Origin of the sequence: Niastella populi (assembly GCF_002078015.1) — a bacterium.
Taxonomy (GTDB): Bacteria; Bacteroidota; Bacteroidia; order Chitinophagales; family Chitinophagaceae; genus Niastella; species Niastella populi.
In genome coordinates this window covers 38,430-61,747 of record NZ_LWBP01000203.1, presented here as the reverse complement: position 1 = coordinate 61,747, position 23,318 = coordinate 38,430, and the positions used below count along the sequence as shown (strand labels likewise).

General features: G+C 46.9%; 19 protein-coding genes. 10 read left to right on the top strand and 9 right to left on the bottom strand.

Features of this window, described 5'->3' with window-relative positions; genetic code table 11:
• Positions 1-27: 27 nt before the first annotated feature.
• Complete coding sequence (locus A4R26_RS24060) at positions 28-1,161, bottom strand: DegT/DnrJ/EryC1/StrS family aminotransferase (RefSeq protein ID WP_081169108.1); 1,134 nt, start codon at positions 1,159-1,161, stop codon at positions 28-30.
• Between the two features lie 291 nt (positions 1,162-1,452).
• Between A4R26_RS24060 and A4R26_RS24055 the strand changes: the two genes are divergently transcribed.
• A complete protein-coding gene (locus tag A4R26_RS24055) occupies positions 1,453-2,904 on the top strand; it encodes a 3-deoxy-D-manno-octulosonic acid transferase (RefSeq protein ID WP_081169088.1) in 1,452 nt (483 codons plus the stop codon).
• Here A4R26_RS24055 and A4R26_RS24050 read toward each other — a convergent pair.
• Positions 2,877-3,725, bottom strand: coding sequence for a DUF8457 domain-containing protein (locus A4R26_RS24050; RefSeq protein ID WP_133054762.1), 849 nt, complete (start codon positions 3,723-3,725; stop codon positions 2,877-2,879). The two genes, A4R26_RS24055 and A4R26_RS24050, sit on opposite strands and share 28 nt — an antisense overlap.
• A 72-nt stretch (positions 3,726-3,797) precedes the next feature.
• Between A4R26_RS24050 and A4R26_RS24045 the strand changes: the two genes are divergently transcribed.
• The 6 genes from A4R26_RS24045 (at position 3,798) to A4R26_RS24020 (ending at position 8,647) form a co-directional block, all read left to right on the top strand.
• Complete coding sequence (locus A4R26_RS24045; RefSeq protein WP_081169086.1) at positions 3,798-4,370, top strand: thymidine kinase; 573 nt, start codon at positions 3,798-3,800, stop codon at positions 4,368-4,370.
• A gap of 122 nt (positions 4,371-4,492) precedes the next feature.
• Positions 4,493-5,143, top strand: a complete 651-nt coding sequence (locus A4R26_RS24040) for a heme exporter protein CcmB (RefSeq protein ID WP_081169085.1) — start codon at positions 4,493-4,495, stop codon at positions 5,141-5,143.
• 167 nt (positions 5,144-5,310) lie between these two features.
• The gene (gene ccsA, locus A4R26_RS24035; RefSeq protein WP_081169084.1) at positions 5,311-5,997 is read left to right on the top strand and encodes a cytochrome c biogenesis protein CcsA; all 687 of its coding nucleotides are present in this window, start codon (positions 5,311-5,313) and stop codon (positions 5,995-5,997) included.
• Between the two features lie 8 nt (positions 5,998-6,005).
• The gene (locus A4R26_RS24030) at positions 6,006-6,218 is read left to right on the top strand and encodes a CcmD family protein (RefSeq protein ID WP_081169083.1); all 213 of its coding nucleotides are present in this window, start codon (positions 6,006-6,008) and stop codon (positions 6,216-6,218) included.
• A 184-nt stretch (positions 6,219-6,402) separates the two neighbouring features.
• Positions 6,403-7,812, top strand: coding sequence for a Glu/Leu/Phe/Val family dehydrogenase (locus A4R26_RS24025; protein WP_081169082.1), 1,410 nt, complete (start codon positions 6,403-6,405; stop codon positions 7,810-7,812).
• A gap of 307 nt (positions 7,813-8,119) precedes the next feature.
• Complete coding sequence (locus tag A4R26_RS24020) at positions 8,120-8,647, top strand: 3'-5' exonuclease (RefSeq protein WP_207625807.1); 528 nt, start codon at positions 8,120-8,122, stop codon at positions 8,645-8,647.
• Positions 8,648-8,672: 25 nt separating this feature from the next.
• Here A4R26_RS24020 and A4R26_RS24015 read toward each other — a convergent pair whose 3' ends face one another.
• Positions 8,673-11,012 carry a DUF2339 domain-containing protein gene (locus tag A4R26_RS24015; protein ID WP_081169080.1) on the bottom strand — a complete coding sequence of 780 codons (2,340 nt, stop codon included), beginning with the start codon at positions 11,010-11,012 and terminating at the stop codon, positions 8,673-8,675.
• A 51-nt stretch (positions 11,013-11,063) separates the two neighbouring features.
• Complete coding sequence (locus A4R26_RS24010; RefSeq protein ID WP_081169079.1) at positions 11,064-11,504, bottom strand: type I restriction enzyme HsdR N-terminal domain-containing protein; 441 nt, start codon at positions 11,502-11,504, stop codon at positions 11,064-11,066.
• 200 nt (positions 11,505-11,704) lie between these two features.
• Between A4R26_RS24010 and A4R26_RS24005 the strand changes: the two genes are divergently transcribed.
• A complete protein-coding gene (locus tag A4R26_RS24005) occupies positions 11,705-12,475 on the top strand; it encodes an AMP nucleosidase (RefSeq protein WP_081169078.1) in 771 nt (256 codons plus the stop codon).
• 117 nt (positions 12,476-12,592) lie between these two features.
• Here A4R26_RS24005 and A4R26_RS24000 read toward each other — a convergent pair whose 3' ends face one another.
• From A4R26_RS24000 to A4R26_RS35135, 3 genes are all read right to left on the bottom strand, one after another.
• Positions 12,593-14,308 carry a M14 family metallopeptidase gene (locus tag A4R26_RS24000; RefSeq protein WP_081169077.1) on the bottom strand — a complete coding sequence of 572 codons (1,716 nt, stop codon included), beginning with the start codon at positions 14,306-14,308 and terminating at the stop codon, positions 12,593-12,595.
• Between the two features lie 253 nt (positions 14,309-14,561).
• Positions 14,562-14,819, bottom strand: coding sequence for a 30S ribosomal protein S20 (rpsT, locus tag A4R26_RS23995; RefSeq protein ID WP_081169076.1), 258 nt, complete (start codon positions 14,817-14,819; stop codon positions 14,562-14,564).
• Positions 14,820-14,906: 87 nt separating this feature from the next.
• Positions 14,907-15,056, bottom strand: a complete 150-nt coding sequence (locus A4R26_RS35135; RefSeq protein WP_165760397.1) for a hypothetical protein — start codon at positions 15,054-15,056, stop codon at positions 14,907-14,909.
• A 75-nt stretch (positions 15,057-15,131) separates the two neighbouring features.
• On the opposite strand from A4R26_RS35135, the gene A4R26_RS23990 reads away from it, so the two are divergent.
• Positions 15,132-17,888, top strand: coding sequence for a 2-oxoglutarate dehydrogenase E1 component (locus A4R26_RS23990; protein WP_081169075.1), 2,757 nt, complete (start codon positions 15,132-15,134; stop codon positions 17,886-17,888).
• A gap of 213 nt (positions 17,889-18,101) precedes the next feature.
• On the top strand, positions 18,102-19,343 hold the full coding sequence (odhB, locus tag A4R26_RS23985; RefSeq protein WP_081169074.1) for a 2-oxoglutarate dehydrogenase complex dihydrolipoyllysine-residue succinyltransferase: 1,242 nt from the start codon (positions 18,102-18,104) through the stop codon (positions 19,341-19,343).
• Positions 19,344-19,470: 127 nt separating this feature from the next.
• On the opposite strand, the gene A4R26_RS23980 is transcribed toward odhB, so the two are convergent.
• Together A4R26_RS23980 and A4R26_RS23975 are read right to left on the bottom strand one after the other, a co-directional pair.
• Entirely contained in the window at positions 19,471-20,097 is a 627-nt protein-coding gene (locus tag A4R26_RS23980) for a response regulator transcription factor (RefSeq protein WP_081169073.1), read from the bottom strand.
• 120 nt (positions 20,098-20,217) lie between these two features.
• Positions 20,218-23,304: a ligand-binding sensor domain-containing protein gene (locus A4R26_RS23975; protein WP_165760396.1), complete on the bottom strand. Its 3,087-nt coding sequence runs from the start codon at positions 23,302-23,304 to the stop codon at positions 20,218-20,220.
• Positions 23,305-23,318: the final 14 nt, after the last annotated feature.

Here is a 23,318-nt window from a genome sequence, read left to right as displayed (position 1 = left end):
TTTAATAGTGCCCTTTAGTAAATAAGGTTACTGTTTATTAATAAACTCCAATACTTTACTGGTAATAAACTGGAGCTGTTCATTACTCAGTTCGGTATGCATAGGCAGGGATATTACACGTTCGGTAAGCCAGTCTGTAGTTTTCAACTCGAAATTTGCACCGCCGAAAGTTGCAAACATTTTCTGGCGATGGGCCGGAACGGGGTAATAGATCATAGACGGGATACCCTCACCAGCAAGGAACTGGTTCAGGCCATCGCGGTCAACTCCTTCAAGCAACAGCGTGTATTGATGAAATACGTGGTTGCTGTAAGAAGCCCTGTATGGCACGGTGATCTTTGGATTTCCGGCAAAAGCCTTATCGTAAAAATCAGCTGCGCTGCGACGTGCCGCAATATATTCATCCAAATGAGGGAGCTTTACGTTAAGAACGGCGGCCTGTATGGTATCGAGCCGGCTGTTACAGCCAACGCGATCGTGGTAATATCTTTTAGCACCACCATGATTGGCTATCATTTTAAGAGCTACAGCCAACGCATCGTCGTTGGTAAAAATAGCGCCGCCATCTCCAAAGCAACCCAGGTTCTTCGAAGGGAAAAAAGATGTGGTTCCAATTGTACCCAGTGTGCCTGTTTTCTTTACGGTTCCATTGCTCAACTGAATATCGCCACCAATAGCCTGCGCATTGTCCTCTATTACGGGGATGTTATGGCGGTTGGCTATTTCCATAATGGCTTCCATATTGGCAGCGTGGCCGTATAAGTGTACGGGGATAATTGCTTTTGTTTTAGGCGTAATGGCCTTTTCTATAGCAACAGGATCGATGCAGAAGGTTTTTGGATCAACTTCTACAAAAACGGGGGTCAATCGCAACAGGGCGATCACTTCGGTTGTTGCGATAAAGGTAAAAGAAGGGGTTATCACCTCATCGCCCGGTTGCAGGTCGAGCGCCATTAAAGCTATCTGCAGGGCATCGGTACCGTTGGCGCAGGGGATAACGTGTTTAACATCGAGGTATTTACCCAGCCCGGCAGCAAAGTCCTGCACCGCTTTACCTGCTATGAAGGCGGTACTGTTTATAACTTCCTGAACTGCTAAATCTACTTCAGATTTGATTTTTGCATATTGCTGCTTTAAATCAACCATTTGTATGGGCTGCATACCTATTCCTTTTTTATTAAAACGGGCACAAACGTACAGTAAAAAAATGGTGTTAGCAAGCGGATAAGTCAGCACTGCACCCCAAAACCCATGCACAACAACCATATTTAAATATTTTGTGGTGTAAAACCGGTGCCCGCCGGTTGCAACATCAAATACCGGCAAATTGCGGCAGGTAAAAATGATGCATTAAACACACAATAAAAACATATTTTAAACCGCTAATTTGCGCTATTTGACAATTCTCGTTATAAAAACGACATTTGTTTTTTTTGAATTCAATTTATTACCGTGCACCTGTTCATTTACAATATCTTTTTGTTTCTATATTCTGTAGGTATCCGTATTACATCACTATGGAACCCCAAGGCCCGTAAATGGCGTGAAGGGCGGCTGCATATTTGGGAAGAAATACAATCGGCAATCGGCAATCGGCAAACGGCAGGGCCTGCTGCGAACAGATCGCAGAAAGTGGTAATAGCGCCAAAACGCGGCAAGGCAGGCGCTGAAACCGGCGAGCAGAAACAGGATGAGACCAATTCATCCCGCCTTCGCGATGCTACTGACGCGCAAGCATTGACCATTGACCATTCACCACTGGTTTGGATGCACTGCTCTTCGCTTGGCGAATTTGAACAGGGCCGGCCGGTAATGGAAGCCATCAGGCAACAATATCCACAGGCAAAGATCCTGCTTACCTTCTTCTCCCCCAGCGGTTATGAAGTACGAAAAAACAACTCCGGCGCCGATTATGTGATGTACCTGCCGATGGATTCAAAAGCCAATGCCCGTAAATTCATAAGCCTGGTTCAACCCAGCCTGGTTATCTGGATCAAGTATGAATACTGGTTCTATTATCTCACCGAACTGAAGAAAAAACAAATACCCCTGTTGCTGGTATCGGGCATTTTCCGGCAGGATCAGCCTTTCTTCAAATGGTATGGCCGCCTGCACTGGTATATGCTGGAGAGCTTTAATCACCTGTTTGTTCAAACTCCAAGATCAAAACAATTACTGGGCACTATCGGGTTCAACAACAACGTAACCATTAGCGGTGATACGCGGTTCGACCGGGTGGTGCAGATAGCCGAACAATTTCAGCCCATAGATAAGATAGCCCATTTTTGCGGCAATAGCGTTGTGGTCGTTGCCGGCAGCACCTGGCCCGAAGATGAAGAAGAGATGGACCATTATGCCAATACGCATCCGGAAATAAAATTCATTATAGCCCCGCATGAAATAAATGAAGATCACCTGAAGGAGATAGAGAAGTTATTCAAACATACCGTGCGCTTTTCGCGGCTGCCCGACAACCCCGAGGCGCCAAGGCCCGTGCCCCGCAACCGGCAGCCAGAAAGCAGCGCGCAAAAGCCCAATGTGCTGATCATCGACAATATTGGCATGTTATCGAAACTGTACAAATACGCCACTATAACCTATGTGGGCGGTGGTTTTGGCGATGATGGCGTACATAATGTGCTGGAAGCTGCGGTTTATGGCAAACCGGTAGTATTCGGGCCCGTATACGATAAATACATTGAAGCGGTTGAACTGGTTGAACAGGGAGGCGGCTGGGTTATCGATACCGCCCTTGAACTGGAAAAAGTCTTTACTCACTTAATAGAAGATACGAGCGCCTGGCAGAAAAGCTGTGAGGCGGCCCGTAACTATGTATATAATAATAAAGGAGCAACAAACAGTGTGATGCAGTACATTCAGGAGAACCGTCTTTTAACCAGTTGATAAAAGTGGCGGGTGCTTTCTTTGTTTTCATCCCAACCCAGTTTTACCTTCAACTCCCTTTCGATCCAGTACTGGGCTTCGGGTAGTATGCGAAAACTGTTGATGGTCTTTATACTGCGTTCGTACATTACTTCGTCGTTGCGGAAAAGTTCGCTGATAAAAACAAAACGGTCGTTTATGCCAATGGCCCTGCGCAGGTCGCGTACAGGCGCATCATTGAGCACGTGAGCCACTTCTTTTACTTCAGCTTTTAACTTTTCATTAAGGGAAGCTTCTTTTGAAGCCATCACCTCGTTAAGTTCTTTTACCGCCTGCTGATGGGCCAGCGTAGGAATTTCACGCAAAGGATCGATATTCCAACCATTGTTTTCCGTATGTTCTACATGGTGGCCATTTCCATTTTTTTCCACATGCCCATTAATGCCATTCACTTCAACTACCGGGGAAGTTACAACGGCCGGTTCTGTTTCCGGCGCCTTTTCAACCACAACAGGAGGAGCTTCTACAACAACCGGGGGCGCCTCAACCTCTGCTGCAGGCGGAGCTTCCGCCACAACGGGCTTATTTACCACTTTGGCAGGTGTTTGGGTAGTTACCTCTTCCTTTATATGTCGATTGTGCTGATAGCCATGACCATTAGCCGCCGTAGCCGCAGGCATCATAACTGCCACTTTTGAGGTGTGAACAGTTCGATGTGTGGACGTAGACATCTGTACCAATTCTGTTTCAATTAATTGGGTAGTAACTAATAGTTGAAACGGATCGGCGTTTTGTGCAAATTGTTCATTTAATTTGCCAATAAGTTGTGCTAAACGTTCCATAATAAGCGGGTACTTTTTTATGGTTAGAGTTAATTGCTAAAGTTAACAATTATTGTACCTATTTCCGTTAACATGTTTATAGAACCTAATATATCGGGTGAACGCCGGGGCAGTATTGAAGTAATTTGCGGGTCTATGTTTTCCGGAAAAACGGAGGAACTGATCCGGAGACTAAAACGGGCAAAGATCGCCAACCTGCGGGTAGAAATCTTTAAGCCGAAGCTGGATGTGCGGTATGATGTTCAGAACATCGTATCACACGATACAAACGCCATTCTGAGCTCTCCTATTGATAACTCCCAAACCATATTATTATTGCACGGCGAAGCCGACGTAATTGGTATTGACGAAGCGCAGTTCTTCGACGATCAGCTGCCCGAGGTTTGCGATCAGCTGGCATTAAAAGGCATACGCGTAATAGTGGCGGGGCTCGATATGGATTTTACCGGAAAACCGTTTGGACAAATACCCTTTCTGTTAGCCAAAGCCGATTATATAACCAAGCTGCATGCCATTTGCGTAAAATGCGGCCATATTGCCAATTATTCGTACCGCAGGCAACAGCACAATAGTGCGCAGTTCCTGCTGGGTGAAAAAGACCTGTACGAACCCCGGTGCCGGAAGTGTTATTATGAAAAGGCATAAAGGCAACAGGGCAACGAGGCATAAGGATATAGTGAGTCTGGGAAATTAGAACCACAAACGATAAACCACAAACCATAAACAGTCCATTCTATGTATGGGCAAACAAATCAAAAACACAATCTTTGAATCACATTCTTGCACTTATAAAGAAAGACCTGCTGCTTGAAATAAGGCAACAATACACGTTCTACGGGATCGTATTGTATGTAGCGTCGACCATCTTTGTTCTATACCTGGCCATGGGCCAGCCTGAAGAAAAAGTGTGGAACGGTTTGTTCTGGATGATACAGTTATTCATTTGTGTGAATGCGGTAGCCAAAAGTTTTTTGCAGGAAAGCCAGGGCCGCATGTTATATTTTTATACCGTTGCCGGCGCCCGCGATTTTATTCTATCCAAATTACTGTTCAATGCCGGCTTAATGATCCTCATGAGCATCGTGAGCCTGTTGTTGTTTCAATTGCTGATGGGCAATCCCCTGCAGAATCCTTTCCGGTTCATTGGTTTTGTTTGCCTTGGCGGATGCAGTCTGAGCCTGGTATTCACTTTTCTGGCAGCCATTGCCGCCCGTGCCCGCCAGGGAGCGGCGCTGATGGCCATACTGGGTTTTCCGCTGATCATTCCGCAGGTTTTGTTGCTGATGAAAATGTCGAATACCGCTTTTGCCGATGTGATCCAGGCCAGTCTTACCCAGATAATACTGTTGCTGGTGGCGCTTGATGCACTGGTTATTGCGCTGGCAGTCATCCTGTTCCCCTTTCTGTGGAAAGATTGAGCAGGGGCCCGCTTACCAGATGCCGGTAACAGGGTGCTGGTAACTGGTTACCGGAAACCGGTAACTATTTCCCTCCTTTCCCCTAATTTTGCCCCACCTATTTTGGATCATTGGGTCATTCGATCGCTTTCAGGTACCAATGATCATTCAACAAACTACAGCACGCTATGCGCCGGCACTGGTGGAAAATACTGTGTATTATATTACTGATCTATACTTTTATTGCAGGTCTTTTGATTCCGCTTCCCTATGAAACAGCCTATGTGAACAGCAACCTGTATGAAACCATGCGCAATTTCTTCTTTCATGTGCCCATGTGGTTCAGCCAGCTGGCATTGATCTCTGTTTCACTTTACTACTCTATCAGGTACCTGCGCTCACCCAATCCCGTTTACGACATTTACGCCACGGAATTTGCCCGTACGGCTACGGTTTTGGGATGTTTGGGCCTTGTTACCGGTTCTATTTGGGCCAACTATACCTGGGGTACCTGGTGGAGCAACGATCCCAAACAAACAGGCGCCGCCATCGCCCTGCTTATTTACGTTGCCTATTTTGTACTTCGCAATTCAATGCCCGATCTTGATAAAAGAGCAAGGGTAGCTTCGGTTTATAACATATTCGCGTATTTTATTTACATACCCATGATACTTATATTACCCCGGTTAACAGAATCACTGCACCCCGGTGGTAAAGGGTCTGAAGGTAATCCCGGTCTTGGGGGCAGCAGTCTCGATGCTACCATGCGACTTGTTTTCTGGCCCGGGGTTTTGGGCTGGTGCCTGTTAGGCACATGGATCTCTACCCTCAGGCTGCGCGTTCGATTACTGGAAGAGAAAAAACATTCTGCATAATTTTTAGTATGAAGCAACTAATTCTAACCCTGATCGTTTTATTTGTCCAATTACTGGCCAAAGCCCAGGATACAACGAACCATGCGGGGCAAACGCCAACCGGTTTACATGTTGGCAACAAGATCTACGTAGTGCTGGTAGTGGCGGTAACGATCCTGATCGGTTTATTCCTGTATGTAATCCGGCTCGACAGAAAGATCTCAAAGCTTGAAAAAAGCTAGTGATTAGTGGCGAGTGGCAAGCAGGTATCTCCACTGCCATTCACTATTGACAACTAGCCGTATTTTGAATTTTAACAGCTGGTTTTACGTGGAAAGATCCGGAGGAGTATTCCCCACTGGCCATTTAACACCAGCTACCAGCTTGCCATATACTGCTCAATACATAAACAAAAACAGCTTAGTCATGTCAGATTACAGTTTTTTTGGCGCGGTGGAAAAGAGTTTCGATAAAGCCGCGCAATTCACTACCTGGGATCCCGGTATCCTGGAACAGATCAAACAGTGCAATGCCGTTTACCGCATGCATTTCCCGGTTAAGATAGGCGATAAGATAGAGGTCATCAAAGCTTATCGCGTACAACACTCACATCATAAACTGCCCTGTAAAGGCGGTATCCGTTTCGCCCTTTCGGTTAACCTCGATGAGGTAATGGCCCTTGCCGCCCTCATGACCTACAAATGCGCCATCGTAAACGTTCCGTTTGCCGGCGCCAAAGGCGGTATCACCATCGACCCCAAAAAGTATACGCCCTACGAACTCGAAAAGATCACCCGGCGCTATACATCAGAACTGATCAAAAAGAACTTCATTGGCCCCGGCATCGATGTACCCGCACCTGATTATGGTACCGGCGAACGCGAAATGGCCTGGATAGTGGATACTTATGCCAGCATGCGCCCCGGCGAAATAGACGCACTGGGTTGCGTAACCGGAAAACCCGTAACGCAGGGTGGCGTTCGCGGCCGGCGCGAGGCAACCGGCCTGGGCGTTTTCTATGGCTTACGCGAAGTATTGTCGATGAAAGATGTAATGGATAAACTCGGTTTACCGGTTGGCGTGGAAGGCAAACGCGTAGTGGTGCAGGGCCTCGGTAACGTGGGTTACCATACCGCAAAATTCTTCCAGGAACATGGCGCCAAAGTCGTAGGCCTGAGCGAATATGAAGGCGCTATTTACAATATGGACGGTCTGGATATTGAAAAAGTAGTTGAACATCGCAAAACAAAAGGTTCCATCCTGAACTTCCCCGGCAGCACCAACTTCGCCAAAAATACCGATGCGCTGGAAATGGAATGCGATATCCTCATCCCTGCCGCACTGGAGAATGTGGTGAACGGGCAAAACGCGCCCAACGTAAAAGCAAAGATCATTGGCGAAGCAGCCAACGGCCCGCTGACCCCCGAAGCCGATGAAATATTTGCCAAAAGAGGCATCCTGGTTGTGCCTGATATGTACCTCAATGCAGGCGGTGTAACGGTATCATATTTCGAATGGCTTAAAAACCTTAGCCATGTGCGTTACGGCCGTATGGAAAAACGCTTTACAGAAAACCTGAACACACATATACTGGGACAAATTGAATCGCTTACCGGCAAAAAAGTAAACGGTAAGGATAAAGAACTGATCCTGCATGGCCCCGAAGAGGTTGACCTGGTACGCAGTGGTTTGGAAGAAACCATGATCACCGCTACCCGTGAGATCATGGATGTATGGAAGAAAAATCCGCAGATCCCCGACATGCGTACGGCCGCTTATGTGGTAGCCATCAATAAAGTTGGTACCAGCTATGCCGAGTTGGGTATATTCCCATAGGCCTGGTTATAAATTTTAACTGAATCCCTCCGGCGCAACCGGGGGGATTTTTTTTATACCTGCCTGCTATTTAAAACTCTTTTATCTGTACGCATTTCCTACCTTAAAAGAAAGCAGGAATTTTGTAAACCAACTGTTTTCAGTAAGGCTTAACCCTGCTATGTTTTTAAGTACTTCCAGTCCTTTAAGCCTGATCACTTCGGGCAAATTAACGGAACAGCAAATTAATTTTATTAAAGACAATCAGAGAATCATCCTGCTTTTCCATGGTTCATTGTCACCGATATGGCAATTGCATACCACCCGTATGGATGAAATCATGAGCCTCGAAGTGCTTTTTGACGAATTCATAGAGCATAATAAAGTAACATTCCAAATCAAACAGGAAGATCACAATAAGGAGTTGAAAGAATACCAAAAACTGAAATTACACATACAACATGCCTGCTCACCGCTGAAGTTGAAAAGTTTACTGGAAACCTATGTTACGCAATACAGGGTTTATAAAGAATCTGACCTGCTGTTGGGCAATGAACAGGTGATCGTTTCAACAGTTCATAAAGCAAAGGGGCTCGAATTTGATAATGTTATAGTAGCAGAGTGCATTGGCGATAACTATCCCTTTTTTAATTCAAGAACGGAAGACGAGATCCGGGAAGACGCCAGGACCCTGTATGTAGCTATTACCAGAGCCAAAAGAAGGTTGTGCATAACCAGCCATACTTTTTATTACACCCCCAATGGTGACAGATATAACAAATCAAGATCGCCCTTTCTTCACGGCATAGCTTCCCGATTTGAATGCTATCCTGTTAAAAGGGTGAGCAACAACTAACCAAATATAACCATGAGGGGATGAATCACAATTCATCTTTTGGCTCCCCGTTGCCGAACAACACATCCTTATACTTATTGTACAGGAACGATACCACCAACAACAACACTCCAAGCGAAATGAACGATATGGTTTTGGTAATGGTACCGGCGCCGGCGAGGTCGTAAATAAACAGTTTTATCAGCGTTACCATAAACAACACAATGCCGGCCAGCCGCAGGTGTTTTTGCTTTTTCCAGATGCCCAACACCACCAGCATCATGGCATACAATCCCCATAAAATGCTCAACCCTAATTTATACTGATTGTCAGAACCGCGCATGGTGGTCCAGCACAAATATTCTGCACTTAGAAACCCAAGAGCAACCATATGCACCATCAACAACCAACCCCTTTGCGCCCAGGGTTCGGGAAAGAATGCTTTTACGCTTTGCCGGCTGGTATATAACATAAGAGCGGTAACTGCTATCACCACATACCTTATCGCAAACTCAAACGAACCAAAATAAGCGTAGCCTTTTTCAAAATATGCGATCGTTAATTCGTTTAGCAGTTGTAGCACGCCGGTGAGTAACGCCACCATCATCAAAGCAATGGCGGCTGCCGAAAATGCAGCCAGCGTTTTATTACGCACCCATCGCCGGTTCACCAGCATACAACCAATAGTGAATACCATGGTGTACAACAGCAACACTACAAAACCGAATGCACCGACTCCGGTATCATAGAAAATATTACCTGAACCGCCATGTTGTTGCGAGCTGAATTGCCTGAAATAGCCGTTTATCTCTACCTGGAAAACAAAATATAACGTAATCAGGAAGATACCCGGGAACACATAATTATAAAAAATGAGGACCGGGCTTCCTGCCTCCAGGCCCGTTCGATACTTGCTGTTCCGGTTGATATAAATGATGGCGGCATAGGCTGCTGCAATCAACAAACCTGAGGCAAACACGATATTGATAAACGGATGCACTCTCCCGCTTTCAGGAAACGTGAACCGGTCGGCATGGTTGAACCAGTCATGCACAAGGCTTAAAAAACTCAACAATGATAATCCCACGCTCAGTTTTTCATAAGCCGGCGCCTGCCTGGTGCGGCCAATCCAGAAAACCAGCACCGCTTCTGCCGTCCATAACAATGTAACCCAGTTACCATCTAACTGAACGGGAACCGCAATGGTACAAAATACGATCACCAACCCCAGCAGCAGGTAATACAGCGATCTGTCGGCCAGTTGCAGCCGCCTGATCACCTGGCTTACCGTCAAATGAATGGCTGCATTGATGATCGTAAACAGGCCTGCATAATTGGCCGGCTCATGATCTGCCAGCTTAAATCCCAACAGGTAAAATATAAATGCATTGCTCAACAGTACAAATACATCGTGCAGGCCATACTGTTCTTTTTTAATGATCTTATAGGCCAGAAAGGTGATATAAAATATCAGGAAGTAGCTTCCCAGGTAGCTCCAGGCTATGAACTTATGCTGATAGTAATTGAAACTGAAAACAAACCATGATATATATATTATCCAGGTGAGCGCAAAGGCCGTATAATATAACGACTTCCAGTATTTGCGCAACGACACCACCAGTATACCTGTATTGATAATGGCAATGTACCCGAAGAATACAGCATAGCGGCCTGAATTATCGCTTAGTAAAAAAGGGATGGCATAGGCGCCTATCAGCGCAAGGTGGGCAATGATAACACGGTCATATAACAGGGCTGCGTATACGGTACCCGCGGTAAACACCAGCATCATGCCAAAGGCCGCGCCCGGCGGCATCATATGATAATAGCTGTAGGCGATAAATGTGATAAAGTATAATACCGCCAGTCCGCCCCCCATTAACACGCTGCTATAGGCCTCGTATTTCTTTTTCAACCAAATGGCTACCCCTATCAGTGCGGCGCCGCAAACATAACCGTTGATGACCCGAACAAGCGGGCTTACCAGGTCATGATCGATGGCGTATTTGGCGCCGATAAAGATGCCTATAATGGTAACCAGGATACCCACTTTGCTGGCTACGTTCTTTCCAACAAATTCTTCAAATGAGGAAGATGTGCGGGAAGCAGTTGCAGGCCTTGTTGCCTGTTTGGCCACCGGAGTTGGCGGCGCCGCGAAGCGGGTTGGCGCTTCAATTACCTCTTTCACTTCAACCGTTTTTACCGGTTGTTCTATGGATTGCTGTGTTACCGGTGTAGTGACTATAGCGCCGGCGGCCTGTTGTTTCAGTGCCTCGATCTCATTGATCAATTGCACCAGTTGGTTGCTGATGGTGGTTTGCTGTTGGGCAAGCTGCTGAACACGGCGGGTTAGTGCTTCTATCTTCTCAGAGATAGCATTATCCATAAACAGGTTGTTGGTTAAGCTAAAGAACGCATAAAAAGCGTTAACAACAACTTAAATTCCAAATTCAGGCAAGGCTTCAAGCAGTTGAAGCTGGTTATTTTTTCTAATATAAGCGAAACAGGATGTGCCATTGGTGATAACCAGGTAAGGAACGGGAACGGCTATGTTATAACGCAGCACCTGTTGCAGCACGGCATCGTTCAACGCTATTTCCATACCCTTGCACTCAACCATCAACCAGGGTTGATGTTGTTTATCGTATACCAGGATATCGAAACGCTTTTTCAACTCCCCCAGCCTGATCTCCTTTTCCACAGCCGTTAGCGAAGCGGGGTATTTCAACACCTGTAACAGGTATTGCAGCAAATTCTGCCTTACCCACTCTTCAGATGTAAGCCTTAACCAAAGCCGGCGGTGCTCATCAAAAATAAATTCTTTCCCTTCTTCCTCTTTCATCCGAAAGGGAAAGCGGGGATATTCGATCCTGATCATAGCGTCAAAACTACTATCCGTAACTAAAAAACAACAGCTTTTGCTTAAAATAAACGAAATTTATTGACTATCTTAAACCTTATCGCTGCTGACCGGCCAGGTACATACTTCGCGTGCCGTAGCCTTTGGCGCAGGCGGGCTTACCCTCACGGCAATTCCCTACCGGGATAACGATTGACCCAATTAAAAAGAAGAAACAGATGAAAACAAAAGAAGAAATAGTCAAAAACTGGCTACCCCGCTACACAGGAGAAACCCTGGATAATTTCGGTGAATATATCCTCCTCACCAATTTCAGCGGTTATGTGAAAATGTTCGCTGAATGGAACAACGTTCCTGTTACCGGCATCGACCGGCCCATGCAATGCGCTACCGCGGAAAATATCACCATCGTAAATTTCGGCATGGGCAGCCCTACCGCTGCCACCGTTATGGACCTGCTCACAGCCATCGAGCCCAGGGCCACGCTGTTCCTGGGTAAATGCGGCGGACTGAAAAAACGCAACAATATCGGCGATCTTATTCTTCCCATTGCAGCCATTCGTGGTGAAGGTACTTCCAACGACTACTTTCCGCCCGAGGTGCCTGCCCTGCCCGCATTCGCCCTTCAAAAAGCGGTTTCCACCACCATCCGCGATTATGGCGTCGATTACTGGACCGGCACCGTTTACTCAACCAACCGCCGCGTATGGGAACATGATGAAAACTTTAAAGAGTACCTGCAAAAGATCCGCGCCATGGCCATCGACATGGAAACAGCCACCATCTTCTCGGTAGGGTTCTATAACAAAATACCTACCGGTGCGCTGCTGCTGGTAAGCGACTCGCCCATGATCCCTGAAGGGGTAAAAACCGAGGAAAGCGACAAAAAGGTTACCGCCAACTTTGTTGAACGGCATGTGCGCATCGGCATCGATTCGCTGAAACAATTGATCAATGACGGGTTAACGGTAAGGCATCTTAAATTTTAAGATTCGCTATAATCCGCGATATTTCCGGGTATCAGTTGTTCAGTTATTCAGTTGTTCAGTTATTCAGTTGTTCAGTTCTTAGTTTTCCATTGACTGAATAATTCACAAACTGAATAACTAAGGAACGCGGTACACCGGATACCTCAGATAGTCCGGTTCAAAATACGGGGAGTTCCGGTAAATGAAATCCAGTTGGGCCGATGCGCTTTTGGCAAAAGCGGTATCGCTTGCGCGGCGCGCGGTTAGCTGCGCTTTAAGTTCCGGATGTTCATTCAGATATTGCGCCGCCAGGTCTTCAAACGCATACGGACTATACCCTTCCTTTCTGCCCAAAATGCCATCGAAATAATTCCAGGCAAAATAAGAATCATCGCCCTGCGGCTCCAGCACTTCTACCAAAAACCGGTTGGCCGGCTGATTCAATGGGATATAATAATCACCCTTACGAAAACGCACCACCTGTTTTCGGCTACTCACTGTAACACCGGTATTCAAATGATGCATTTCATACTGCCGGGGCATGGTTTTGTAATCATCTATCCGGTAAACCTCCACTTCAATGCTGGTATCTTTTGCCAGCGCCTGCATATTCACCTTATTGATCTTCAACAGGTCGATCACCGTCCACCAGCCCTGCGGAATAATATAGGCCGCCGGTTTATCGATGGCGATGCGGGGCGCATAAGTGTTGAAATACCTGATCTGTTTTTCATACGGTTTGCTGCGGTCATAATACAACCGGGGCAATCCTGAGATCTCGCTGGGTTTATACCCCGCCTCGTACCCTTTGAACCGCACCTGCTCTACCTGCGTGGTATCGAGCTTCCAGCTTACCGGAAAGCTGGATTGTTTTTTTACGCTTTCTTTGGTTTGCCGGCGTAACTGGTGAATAATGGCGCTGTTCTTTGAGGTAAAGGCAATCATCGATTCCATAAGCGCCAGGGTGGCGGCCACCCGTTGCCCGTAGGGTTTCAGCATATGGGTTTCGGGCACAAATGCAAAGCTGTGCCACAAGGTGGCGTAACCGCTGCTGTACCGGGCGCCATCGAAATAAGCCGTCATGCCGCTTTCGGGAGTATTACCGGCAAAATCAACATACGGCACCAGATCGAACCCTTTTTCCTTCATCAGTTTATACAGGGCCGGCTCAAACTCGTTGTGCAGGTATTTGCCCATTACACCGCCCAGTTTGCTGTGCTGACTGGTGAGCAGGGTCATTATATGCTGGTAATCGGCCCCATTGCTTACGTGGTTATCTATAAATATGTCGGCATCGCACTGGTGAAAGATGGCCGCAAAGGAGCGGGCTTCTTTTGAATTGCATTTTATAAAGTCGCGGTTCAGGTCGAGGTTCTGCGAATTGCCGCGGGAACCAAAATCGGCCGGACCGTTCTGATCGGCACGGTACCAGGGGCTACGGTTGAGGCAGCCGCCGATATTATATACCGGAATAATGGCCAGCACCACGTTATCGGGCAGTTTTGATTTGCGAACGGCAATGTCGCGCACCAGCAGCATGCTGGCGTCGATACCGTCGGGTTCGCCGGGGTGAATACCGTTATTAATAAGTATGATGCGTTTGTTCTTGCGGCGTAAACCGGCCAGATCGAAATCGCCGTCGTTCGAAACCACCACCAGGTGCAGCGGGTAACCGGCATCGGTTGGCCCCATGGTGAGCATTTTAATGGCGGGAAAGCGGGCGTCCATCATTTTCCACCAGGTAATAATTTCGTGGTAAGTAGGCGTTTCCTTTGCCTGGCTTTGCTCGAATTTGGTGGTAATTGACTGGCTGAACAGGGATAAGGGCAATAATAAAAGAAGCAATATTCTCATAGTGTGACTGTTGGAGCCTAAAAATAATGTAGAATATTGAATGTTGAATATCGAATGTAGAAGGGGAAAGGCAGGAAATGAAAAATGAGAAATGAGAAAGTAAAAGGCAGGTTGATGGCGACAATGAACCCCTCGATGCCTGGTTGCCTTGATGCCTTCTTTCAAATAAAAAAACCTCCCGCGTAAACGGGAGGAAAAAACAAAAAAAATAATCTTATAGTCGCACTATCAAATGATTTGATAGCAATTCAACTTATTTCGCCAGGGTATTGATCTTCTTAGCCAGCTTGCTTTTCAGGTTAGCGGCTTTGTTCTTATGGATAATACCTCTTTTTGCTAATTTGTCGATCATAGAAGCTACATCAGGAAACTCTTTCGTAGCTTCAGCGCCAGTCTTAATAGCTTTCAGATCACGAATAGCATTACGGGTGGTTTTACCGTAATACTTATTTCTTTCACGTCTTTTAGCGGCTTGACGCACGTCTTTTTTGGTAGCTTTATGATTTGCCATTTCGTTCCTAGTTTAGACCCGAATAATTTTCGGGGATGCAAAGGTAGGGATTTGCATCATAAAATGAAAAATAAAACCCGAAAAATCTTATTCCGGTTCGGCAAGGTATGAAAAACAATCAATTAACCTTTCTTTTTTCCACCAATTTACCATAGAATGCACGCCCCTTGCAGGTTTTAGCCGCCCCCCGGCATAAATGAGCTCAAAAAACACAAAATGAAGTAATTTGGCTTTCATTCCTACCTTTTTTGACCGATATTTGTACCCCGATTTTAAATAACTCAATACACTTTAAGTTTCAATTGCATCCTCATGAAGGATTTTTCGTATATCACCAATTCCCACCCGGCCTTTATTGAAAACCTGTATCAGGATTTCTTACAAGACCCAAACAGTGTTGATCCCGACCTTAAAAAATTTTTTGAAGGATTTGACTTTGCCGTGGGACAAGGCATAAATGGGACAAACGGTACCGCAGCAAACAGTGAAACAGCCGGTGCACCCGCTGAAAGTTTCGACTGGAAAAAAGAAGTGGGCGCCTACCGGCTTATTTTGGGTTACCGCAACAAAGGCCATCTGATCGCTAAAACCAACCCCATCCGCCAGCGTAAAGACCGTGGCGCCAATCTCGATCTTGGGTTCTTTGGTTTTACCGAGGCTGATCTCGACAAAACTTACCATGCCGGTAATATGATCGGGCTGGGTACCACTACCCTGCGCAAAATTCTCGATCACCTGCAAAAAACCTACGCTGCGCACGTTGGTATCGAATTCAAATACATCAGCGATCAAAAAAGGGTTGACTGGCTCACCAACGAAATGGAACGCAACTTCACCAGGCCGTTAGCCATCAACAAGAAAAAACGCATCCTGGAAAAACTCAACCAGGGCGTGATCTTCGAAAAGTTCCTCCATACCAAGTATATCGGTCAAAAACGTTTCTCCCTCGAAGGCGGAGAAACCACTATTGCCGCCCTCGACGAGATCATTACCACCGCCGCCAATAACGACGTGCAGGAAGTAGTGATAGGTATGGCGCACCGCGGCCGCCTGAACGTGCTGGCCAACGTCATGGGTAAAACCTATGAGCAGATCTTCACTGAATTCGAAGGCACTGCAACGCCCGACCAAACCATGGGCAGCGGCGACGTAAAATACCACAAAGGCTACGGCAGTGAAGTGCAAACAGCCGATAACAAAACCATTCACCTGAAACTGTTGCCCAACCCTTCGCACCTCGAAGCGGTTGACCCGGTTGTGGTTGGTTTTGCCCGCGCAAAAGCCGACGTACTGTACAATAGCGATTTCGATAAAATATTGCCCATCCTCATTCACGGCGACGCTTCTGTGGCCGGACAGGGCGTTGTATACGAAGTACTGCAAATGAGCGACCTCGATGGTTACTATACCGGCGGTACCATTCACTTCGTGATCAACAACCAGATCGGTTTCACTACCGATTTCGAAGACGCCCGCAGCTCCGATTACTGTACATCCCTGGCATCCATGATCCAGGCGCCTGTGCTGCACGTAAACGGCGACGATGCCGAAGCGGTAGTTAAATGTGTTGAAATAGCCACCCGCTACCGTCAGGAGTTCAATTCAGATGTGTTCATCGATATGGTTTGTTACCGCAAACACGGCCATAACGAAGGCGACGATCCGAAATTCACCCAGCCCCAACTGTACGCACTGATCGAAAAACACGCTAACCCGCGTGAAGTGTATACCAACTATTTGCTGGAGAACGGGGAATCGGATGCAAAGGACCTGGCAAAGGAAATGGAAAAGAAATTCTGGGCCGACCTTCAGGAACGCCTCGATGATGTGAAGCAGAAACCACTGCCCTACCATTACCAGCAGCCTGAAATTGCCTGGAAGAACCTGCGCCAGGCTACCGACGAAGACTTCGACAGATCACCTGCCACAGCAGTAAGCGAAGGCGATTTCAAAAAAGTGTTCGAAGCCCTCATGAAATGGCCCGCCGATTTCAAACCATTGAAAAAGGTAGAAAAGATCATCAACGATAAAGTAAAACTCTATAACGAAGAAGGTAAAATTGACTGGGCAACCGGTGAACTGCTGGCTTACGGCAGCCTGTTGCTCGACGGAAAAGATGTGCGTATGAGCGGACAGGACGTTCGCCGCGGCACCTTCTCGCACCGCCATGCTGTTTTGCGCGATGAGAACAACGACAAAGCATACAGCAGGCTGAGCCAGATCCCCGATGCAAGCGGTAAGTTCAGGATCTACAACTCACTGCTCAGCGAATACGGTGTACTGGGCTTTGAATACGGTTATGCAATGGCTAACCCCGATGCCCTGGTATTATGGGAAGCCCAGTTTGGCGACTTCTGTAACGGCGCTCAAACCATGATCGACCAGTTCATTTCGGCCGGCGAACAAAAATGGCAGCGCATGAACGGCGTAACCATGTTGTTACCGCACGGTTATGAAGGGCAGGGACCCGAACATAGCAGCGCCCGTATGGAACGCTTCTTACAAATGTGCGCAGAGAACAATATGGTGATCACCAATATCACCACGGCCGCCAACTTCTTCCACGCCCTGCGCCGTCAGCTCGCATGGCCTTTCCGCAAACCGCTGATCAACTTCGCACCCAAAGCCAACCTGCGCCACGTGGGAACTTACTCACCAACACAGGAATTCGTGAACGGCGGCTTTAAAGAAGTGATCGACGATACATATGCAGATGATGCTTCACGTGTACGTAAAGTATTGTTCTGCAGCGGTAAAGTGTACTTCGACCTCGCAGAACGCCAGCAAAAAGAGAATAAGAAAGATACCGCCATTATACGGCTCGAACAGTTATATCCTTTACCTGTTAAACAACTGGAAGAACTGTATCGCAAATACAGCAAAGCCACCTGGTTCTGGGTACAGGAAGAGCCGCTGAACATGGGCGCCGCCTCTTTCCTCCAAATGAACCTGAAGAGCATCAACTATGGCGTTATCAGCCGTCAGCCAAGCGCTGCCACCGCTACCGGTTACGCCAAAGTACATGCACAGGAACAGGCAGAAATTATAGATACGGCTTTTTCAATCTGATGATTGAATGTGGATGATCGGGGTGCGAAACAGGAAGCGAGATCTAATTTCTGATTTTGAGATTTATAGATTTTGAGATTTACTTAGGTGCAAACTTTATTACAAATCTTAAATCTCTAAATCGCAAAATTCCAAAATTTCACCATTGACCATTCACCATTGACGATTGACCATTGCCCATTCACCATTCACGTTAAATAAGAAACGTTTTTTATGATAGATATAAAAGTTCCGACAGTTGGAGAATCCATAAGCGAGGTTACTTTATTAAAATGGGTAAAGAACAGCGGAGATTATGTAGAACGTGATGAAGTGATCGCTGAACTGGAAAGCGAAAAAGCCACTTTTGAAGTAAACGCCGAAAAGGCAGGCATCCTGCAACAATCAGCCAAGGAAGGTGATATCCTCAACATTGGCGACACACTGGCTTCTATTGATGAAACAGCAGCCAAACCCGAAAAAGCAGCAGGCTCCAACGGAACGCCGGAGAAAGAAGAAAAAGCGGAACCGAAAAAAGAAACCGCTCCCGCACAAACTTCGCAAGCTCCTGTAACAGCTGTATCGAACGATATTAAAGCCACACCCGTTGCAGCAGCGATCATCGCCGATAAAAAAGTAGACCCCAAATCAGTTACTCCCAGCGGGGTGAACAGCAAGATCATAAAAAGCGATGTACTGGCGGCCTTATCGAACCCCGGCAAAGTAACCGGCGGCAAACCACTGTTCAGCCGTGAAGAAAGAAGGGAGAAAATGAGCCAGCTGCGCAAAACCATCAGCCGCCGACTGGTAGAAAGCAAGAACACCACTGCGATGCTCACTACCTTTAACGAGGTTGATATGACGCGCATTATGGATATTCGCAAACAACATAAAGACAAGTTCAAGGAATCGCATGGTGTGAACCTCGGTTTCATGAGCTTTTTCGCCAAAGCCTGCGCCATCGCCTTACATGAATGGCCTGCGGTTAATGCGAATATCGATGGCGACCAGCTGGTATATCATGATTATATCGATATCTCCGTTGCCGTTTCTACCCCACGCGGTTTAACCGTTCCGGTTATTCGCAATGTAGAAAGCCTGAGCATGGCCGATATTGAAAAGAAAGTGATAGAGCTGGCCGGCAAAGCAAGAGATAACAAATTATCGATGGATGAGCTCACCGGTGGCACCTTCACCATCACCAATGGCGGTGTGTTTGGTTCACTGATGAGCACGCCGATCATCAACCTGCCACAAAGCGCCATCCTCGGTATGCACAAAATTCAGGAACGCCCCATGGCCATCAACGGACAGGTAGTTATAAAACCAATGATGTACCTGGCATTAAGCTACGATCACCGTATCATCGATGGCCGAGAATCGGTAAGTTTCCTCGTACGCGTGAAAGAATTACTGGAGAACCCCGAGCTGTTGTTGTTCGGAAGAGATCCGGTGAAAGCGTTGCTGGAATTATAATCAATTGGCAATAAGCAATTGACAATTGGCAAAAATACAAAGGCCGCTGTTTTAAACAGGGGCCTTTTTTTATGTAAAAGCTTGTCTGGCAATTTTTGCCTATTGCTTATTGTCTATTGTCTATTGTTTAAACAATCCGCTCACTCAACGCTTTCGCAATAGCCTCCTTGCCACAGTTCACATGTAATTTCTGATAGATGTTTTTCAGGTGTGAACGCACGGTATCGAACGCAAGCTTCATTTCCGCCGCTATGATCTTAATGCTATAGCCCTTAATAAGCCATTGGAGCACTTCTATTTCGCGGGGCGATAAATTATACTTATTGGAGGTTTCCTTTACCTGGAAGGTGTTCAGCACCTTGCGGGCAATCACCGGGCTCATGGGGGCGCCGCCTTCCAGCACTTCCTGTATGGCATCGAACAGTTTCGCCGGCGGGGTTTTCTTCAACAGATAACCATTTGCACCGGCGCAAAGGCATTCAAATAATTTCTCATCATCTTCAAACACGGTGTACATGATCACCGAGGTTTGCGGACGCGCCTCTTTGATCCAACGCACCCCTTTTATGCCATTATCGCCGGGCATGTCTATATCCATCAGCACCACATCGGGCACGTATACCCGGGCTATGTTCGCCGCATCGGAACACTGGTTGTAATCCCCCACCACCTCGTACCCGTTCATTTTCAGCAAATAGGCCAGCGACTCACGCAAGCGGTCATTATCTTCGAACAAAACGATTTTTATTGGCATATACAAATGTAATTATGTTCTTCCACTAAGTTATATCGCTCATTTGGGGTAAGGAGGGCCGGTGTCACTTAAGTGTGCCACACTTGCTTTCAGCGACGCCAGGAAAGTGTGGCACACTTCTTACGTCAGCGGAAAACTGACCTTCGTCACCGTTCCCTCGCCTTTTACCGAACTCATAGTGATGCTCCCGTTCCATTTTTCGATGCGGTTATTGATGTTCCTGATGCCGTTGCGATGCGTAATGGTGGTTGTATCAAAACCTTTTCCATCATCACAAATGTTCATATACAAATGCCCTTTCTCTATCCATACTTTTATTTCAACCCGTTTGGCATTGGCATGTTTGTAAATATTATTGATGGCTTCCTTAAAGATCAGAAAACAATCCCGCCGCTGTTCCATGTTCAGCTTGTACTTTTCAAACTGCTCTTCGAGCTGTAACGAATAAACAATATTGGCGGCATCGAACACTTCGGCTGCATACCGGCGCATGCGCGCCACGGTTTGCTCCAGCGTATCGTTTCTCGTATTGATACTCCACACAATATCATCGAGGGCCTGGCTTGAGTTATGCACCTCCTCTGCAATACGATCGAGAAAAGTGCCGGCCTCTTCTTTTTGTAATAATTTCTTTTTACTTAACTCGGAAAGGATACTGATGTTGGTAAGCGTGGTGCCAATATCATCGTGCAGATCGGTCGCTATTCTGTTACGTACTTTTTGCAGGCTCAATAACTGGTTTATCCGGTACCGGTAAATGGCATACAGGATACCGGCAAGCGCCAGTACGCATAAAACAAGGAACCAGGCCGTTCGCCAGAATGGCGGATTGATAATGATCACCAGTTCGGTGACCGGGCTGTTATCAGGCAATTGAAGGGCCGCCTTTACTTTAAACACATAGCGGCCCGGCGGCAGGTTGGTGTAGGCCACATAGTTTCTGTTGCCGGCATCGATCCATTTGGTATCGTAACCCGCTAACTGGTAGTAATAGTTGAAACGGCGCGGGGCCACAAAATCAAGCGCCGAGAAATTAAAGGAAACCGCGTTTTGGCTAAATGGCAAATGCAGGACCTTTTTATAGGCCATACCGGTATCGCTCACCAGCGGCTGGTTATTCACCATGGCCTGGGTAATTACCACCCGGGCAGATAAATTCGAAAGTACTATTTGTTCGGGGTGAAAAATGGTAAGCCCGTTAATACCACCAAACATTAACCTGCCATCGGCTGCTTTATGATAAGCGCCGGTATTGAACTCATTACTTTGCAAACCATCCTGCGCAAGAAAAACCGTAAAATTCGACCGGTTCACCGTTTTCAGATCAGCAGGCGGAACAAAACGGCAGATGCCCCTGTTGGTGCTTAACCACAAATAATTCTTTTCATCGGGCAGAATGCCATATACCGTATTGTTTGGCAAACCCTTTTGATCATCGATCGTATAAGTTTCGCCGGTATTCATATTACAGCCAACCATACCCCGCCCCAGCGTCCCTATCCATAACATGGGATACCGGTACCAGGTGCATTTGAAAATGGTTCCGCCTGCGATCAAACTATCGATCGCCGGGTTCGGTTTTACAAACAAATTACCGGTATTCATATTCAGGAACTGAATACCCTTTTTTTCAAAACCAATGCAAAGGGTGGAATCATCGATGAGGGTAAGCGAGCGTACATTGTTCTCGAGCGTGCGGTTACCTGACCTGTAGTTTGAATAAATTTTTACCAGTCCATTTTGTTTATCAATCAAACACAAACCGCTGTTTCGGGTACCGGCCCATACCTGGTTGCCTGGTGCCGGCAATATACACCAGATGGTATGATCGGGAATAAAGCGCCTCTTATCGCCATCAGGGTAGAACCGGGTCTTTACTTTTTTGGTAACCCCATCTATTACCAGCAATCCATTACCCTGGGTTCCTACCCATACATCGCCCTCTGTATCGGTATACAGCGACACCACGCGGTCGTAATTACCCTGCGCATTCGGCGCCGGCGGAAAGTGCCGGGTTTCAAATGAATTGTTTCGGCTGTTGGCAAAAGTTAGCCCGGTGCTGCTGGTGCCGATCCAAACACCGCCCTGCCGGTCGGTGGTAATGGCCCTTACCTGTTCAATAGAAATATCATCGGGCACATTGCTATTGGTAAGCATGGCGAAATTGTTCAGCCGTTTATCGTAATGGCTTACACCGCCGCCATCGGTCCCTATCCAGATACCGCCCTGTTTATCTTCCCTGATGCACAACACATCATTATAACTCAGTGAGAACGGATCTTTTTTATTGACCACATAATGCGTGATCGTTGCTTTTTCCTGATCTATCACATACAACCCGTTCCCATAGGTACCCACCCAAACCTGGCCTGCCGCGCCGGCCTTTACCGATTCAATCACCAGGTTGGCTGGTAACTTCGTCTGCTCATTATAGCCGGTGAAGGATACAAACTTTTTTTCACCTTTCTTTTTTGTATACAACCCGTTCCCATAGGTACCCAACCATAAGGTATGTGACTTATCCTCGTCGATAGTGCTGCACGACACATCTGTAAGACCGGTTTCAATGCCCCCTGACGGATGCACGTCGCCGTTTTCCGGCGCGCCCACATCGAACCGGCCGTTCTTCATTCTTACAGTCGCATATCCTCTCTTCGTAAGCAACCAGAACAGGTTATCACTGTCTTTAAAAATACCCTGCACAGAGTGCATCAGTGCGCCGTTTACTTTATTGGTATTGAGATCGTAACAGTACAACCTGTCGTTTTCGACGGCAATCAATAACACGTTCGATGAATCGTGATATACACAACTTACAGGGGGAAGCTGAATGCTATCGGCGCCGATGCTGCGAAAAGGAGTAAACGTTTCATTATAGAGATCAAGTTTTTCGAGGCGGCCGCCACTGGTTATCAGCCACAGGGAATTATTCAGTCCGTTCACGATCTTTCCCAGGCGGCTGCCGGTTGTAAGGGTAATATCGTCGAAGTTCTTTTTAAAGATCACCAGTTCGCGCCCATCGTACCGGTTGAGGCCGTCCTGCGTAGCAAGCCAAAGAAAACCCGCATCATCGGTGGCAATATCGACCACACTGCTTTGAGAAAGCCCTTCATTGATGCTCAGGTTGCGGAAAGAAAAAGGAACAGCCTGGCCATGCACCAATAGATGCATTATAAGCACATATGATATAAGTAAGCACTTGCGCATAGCAGCAGAGGAGT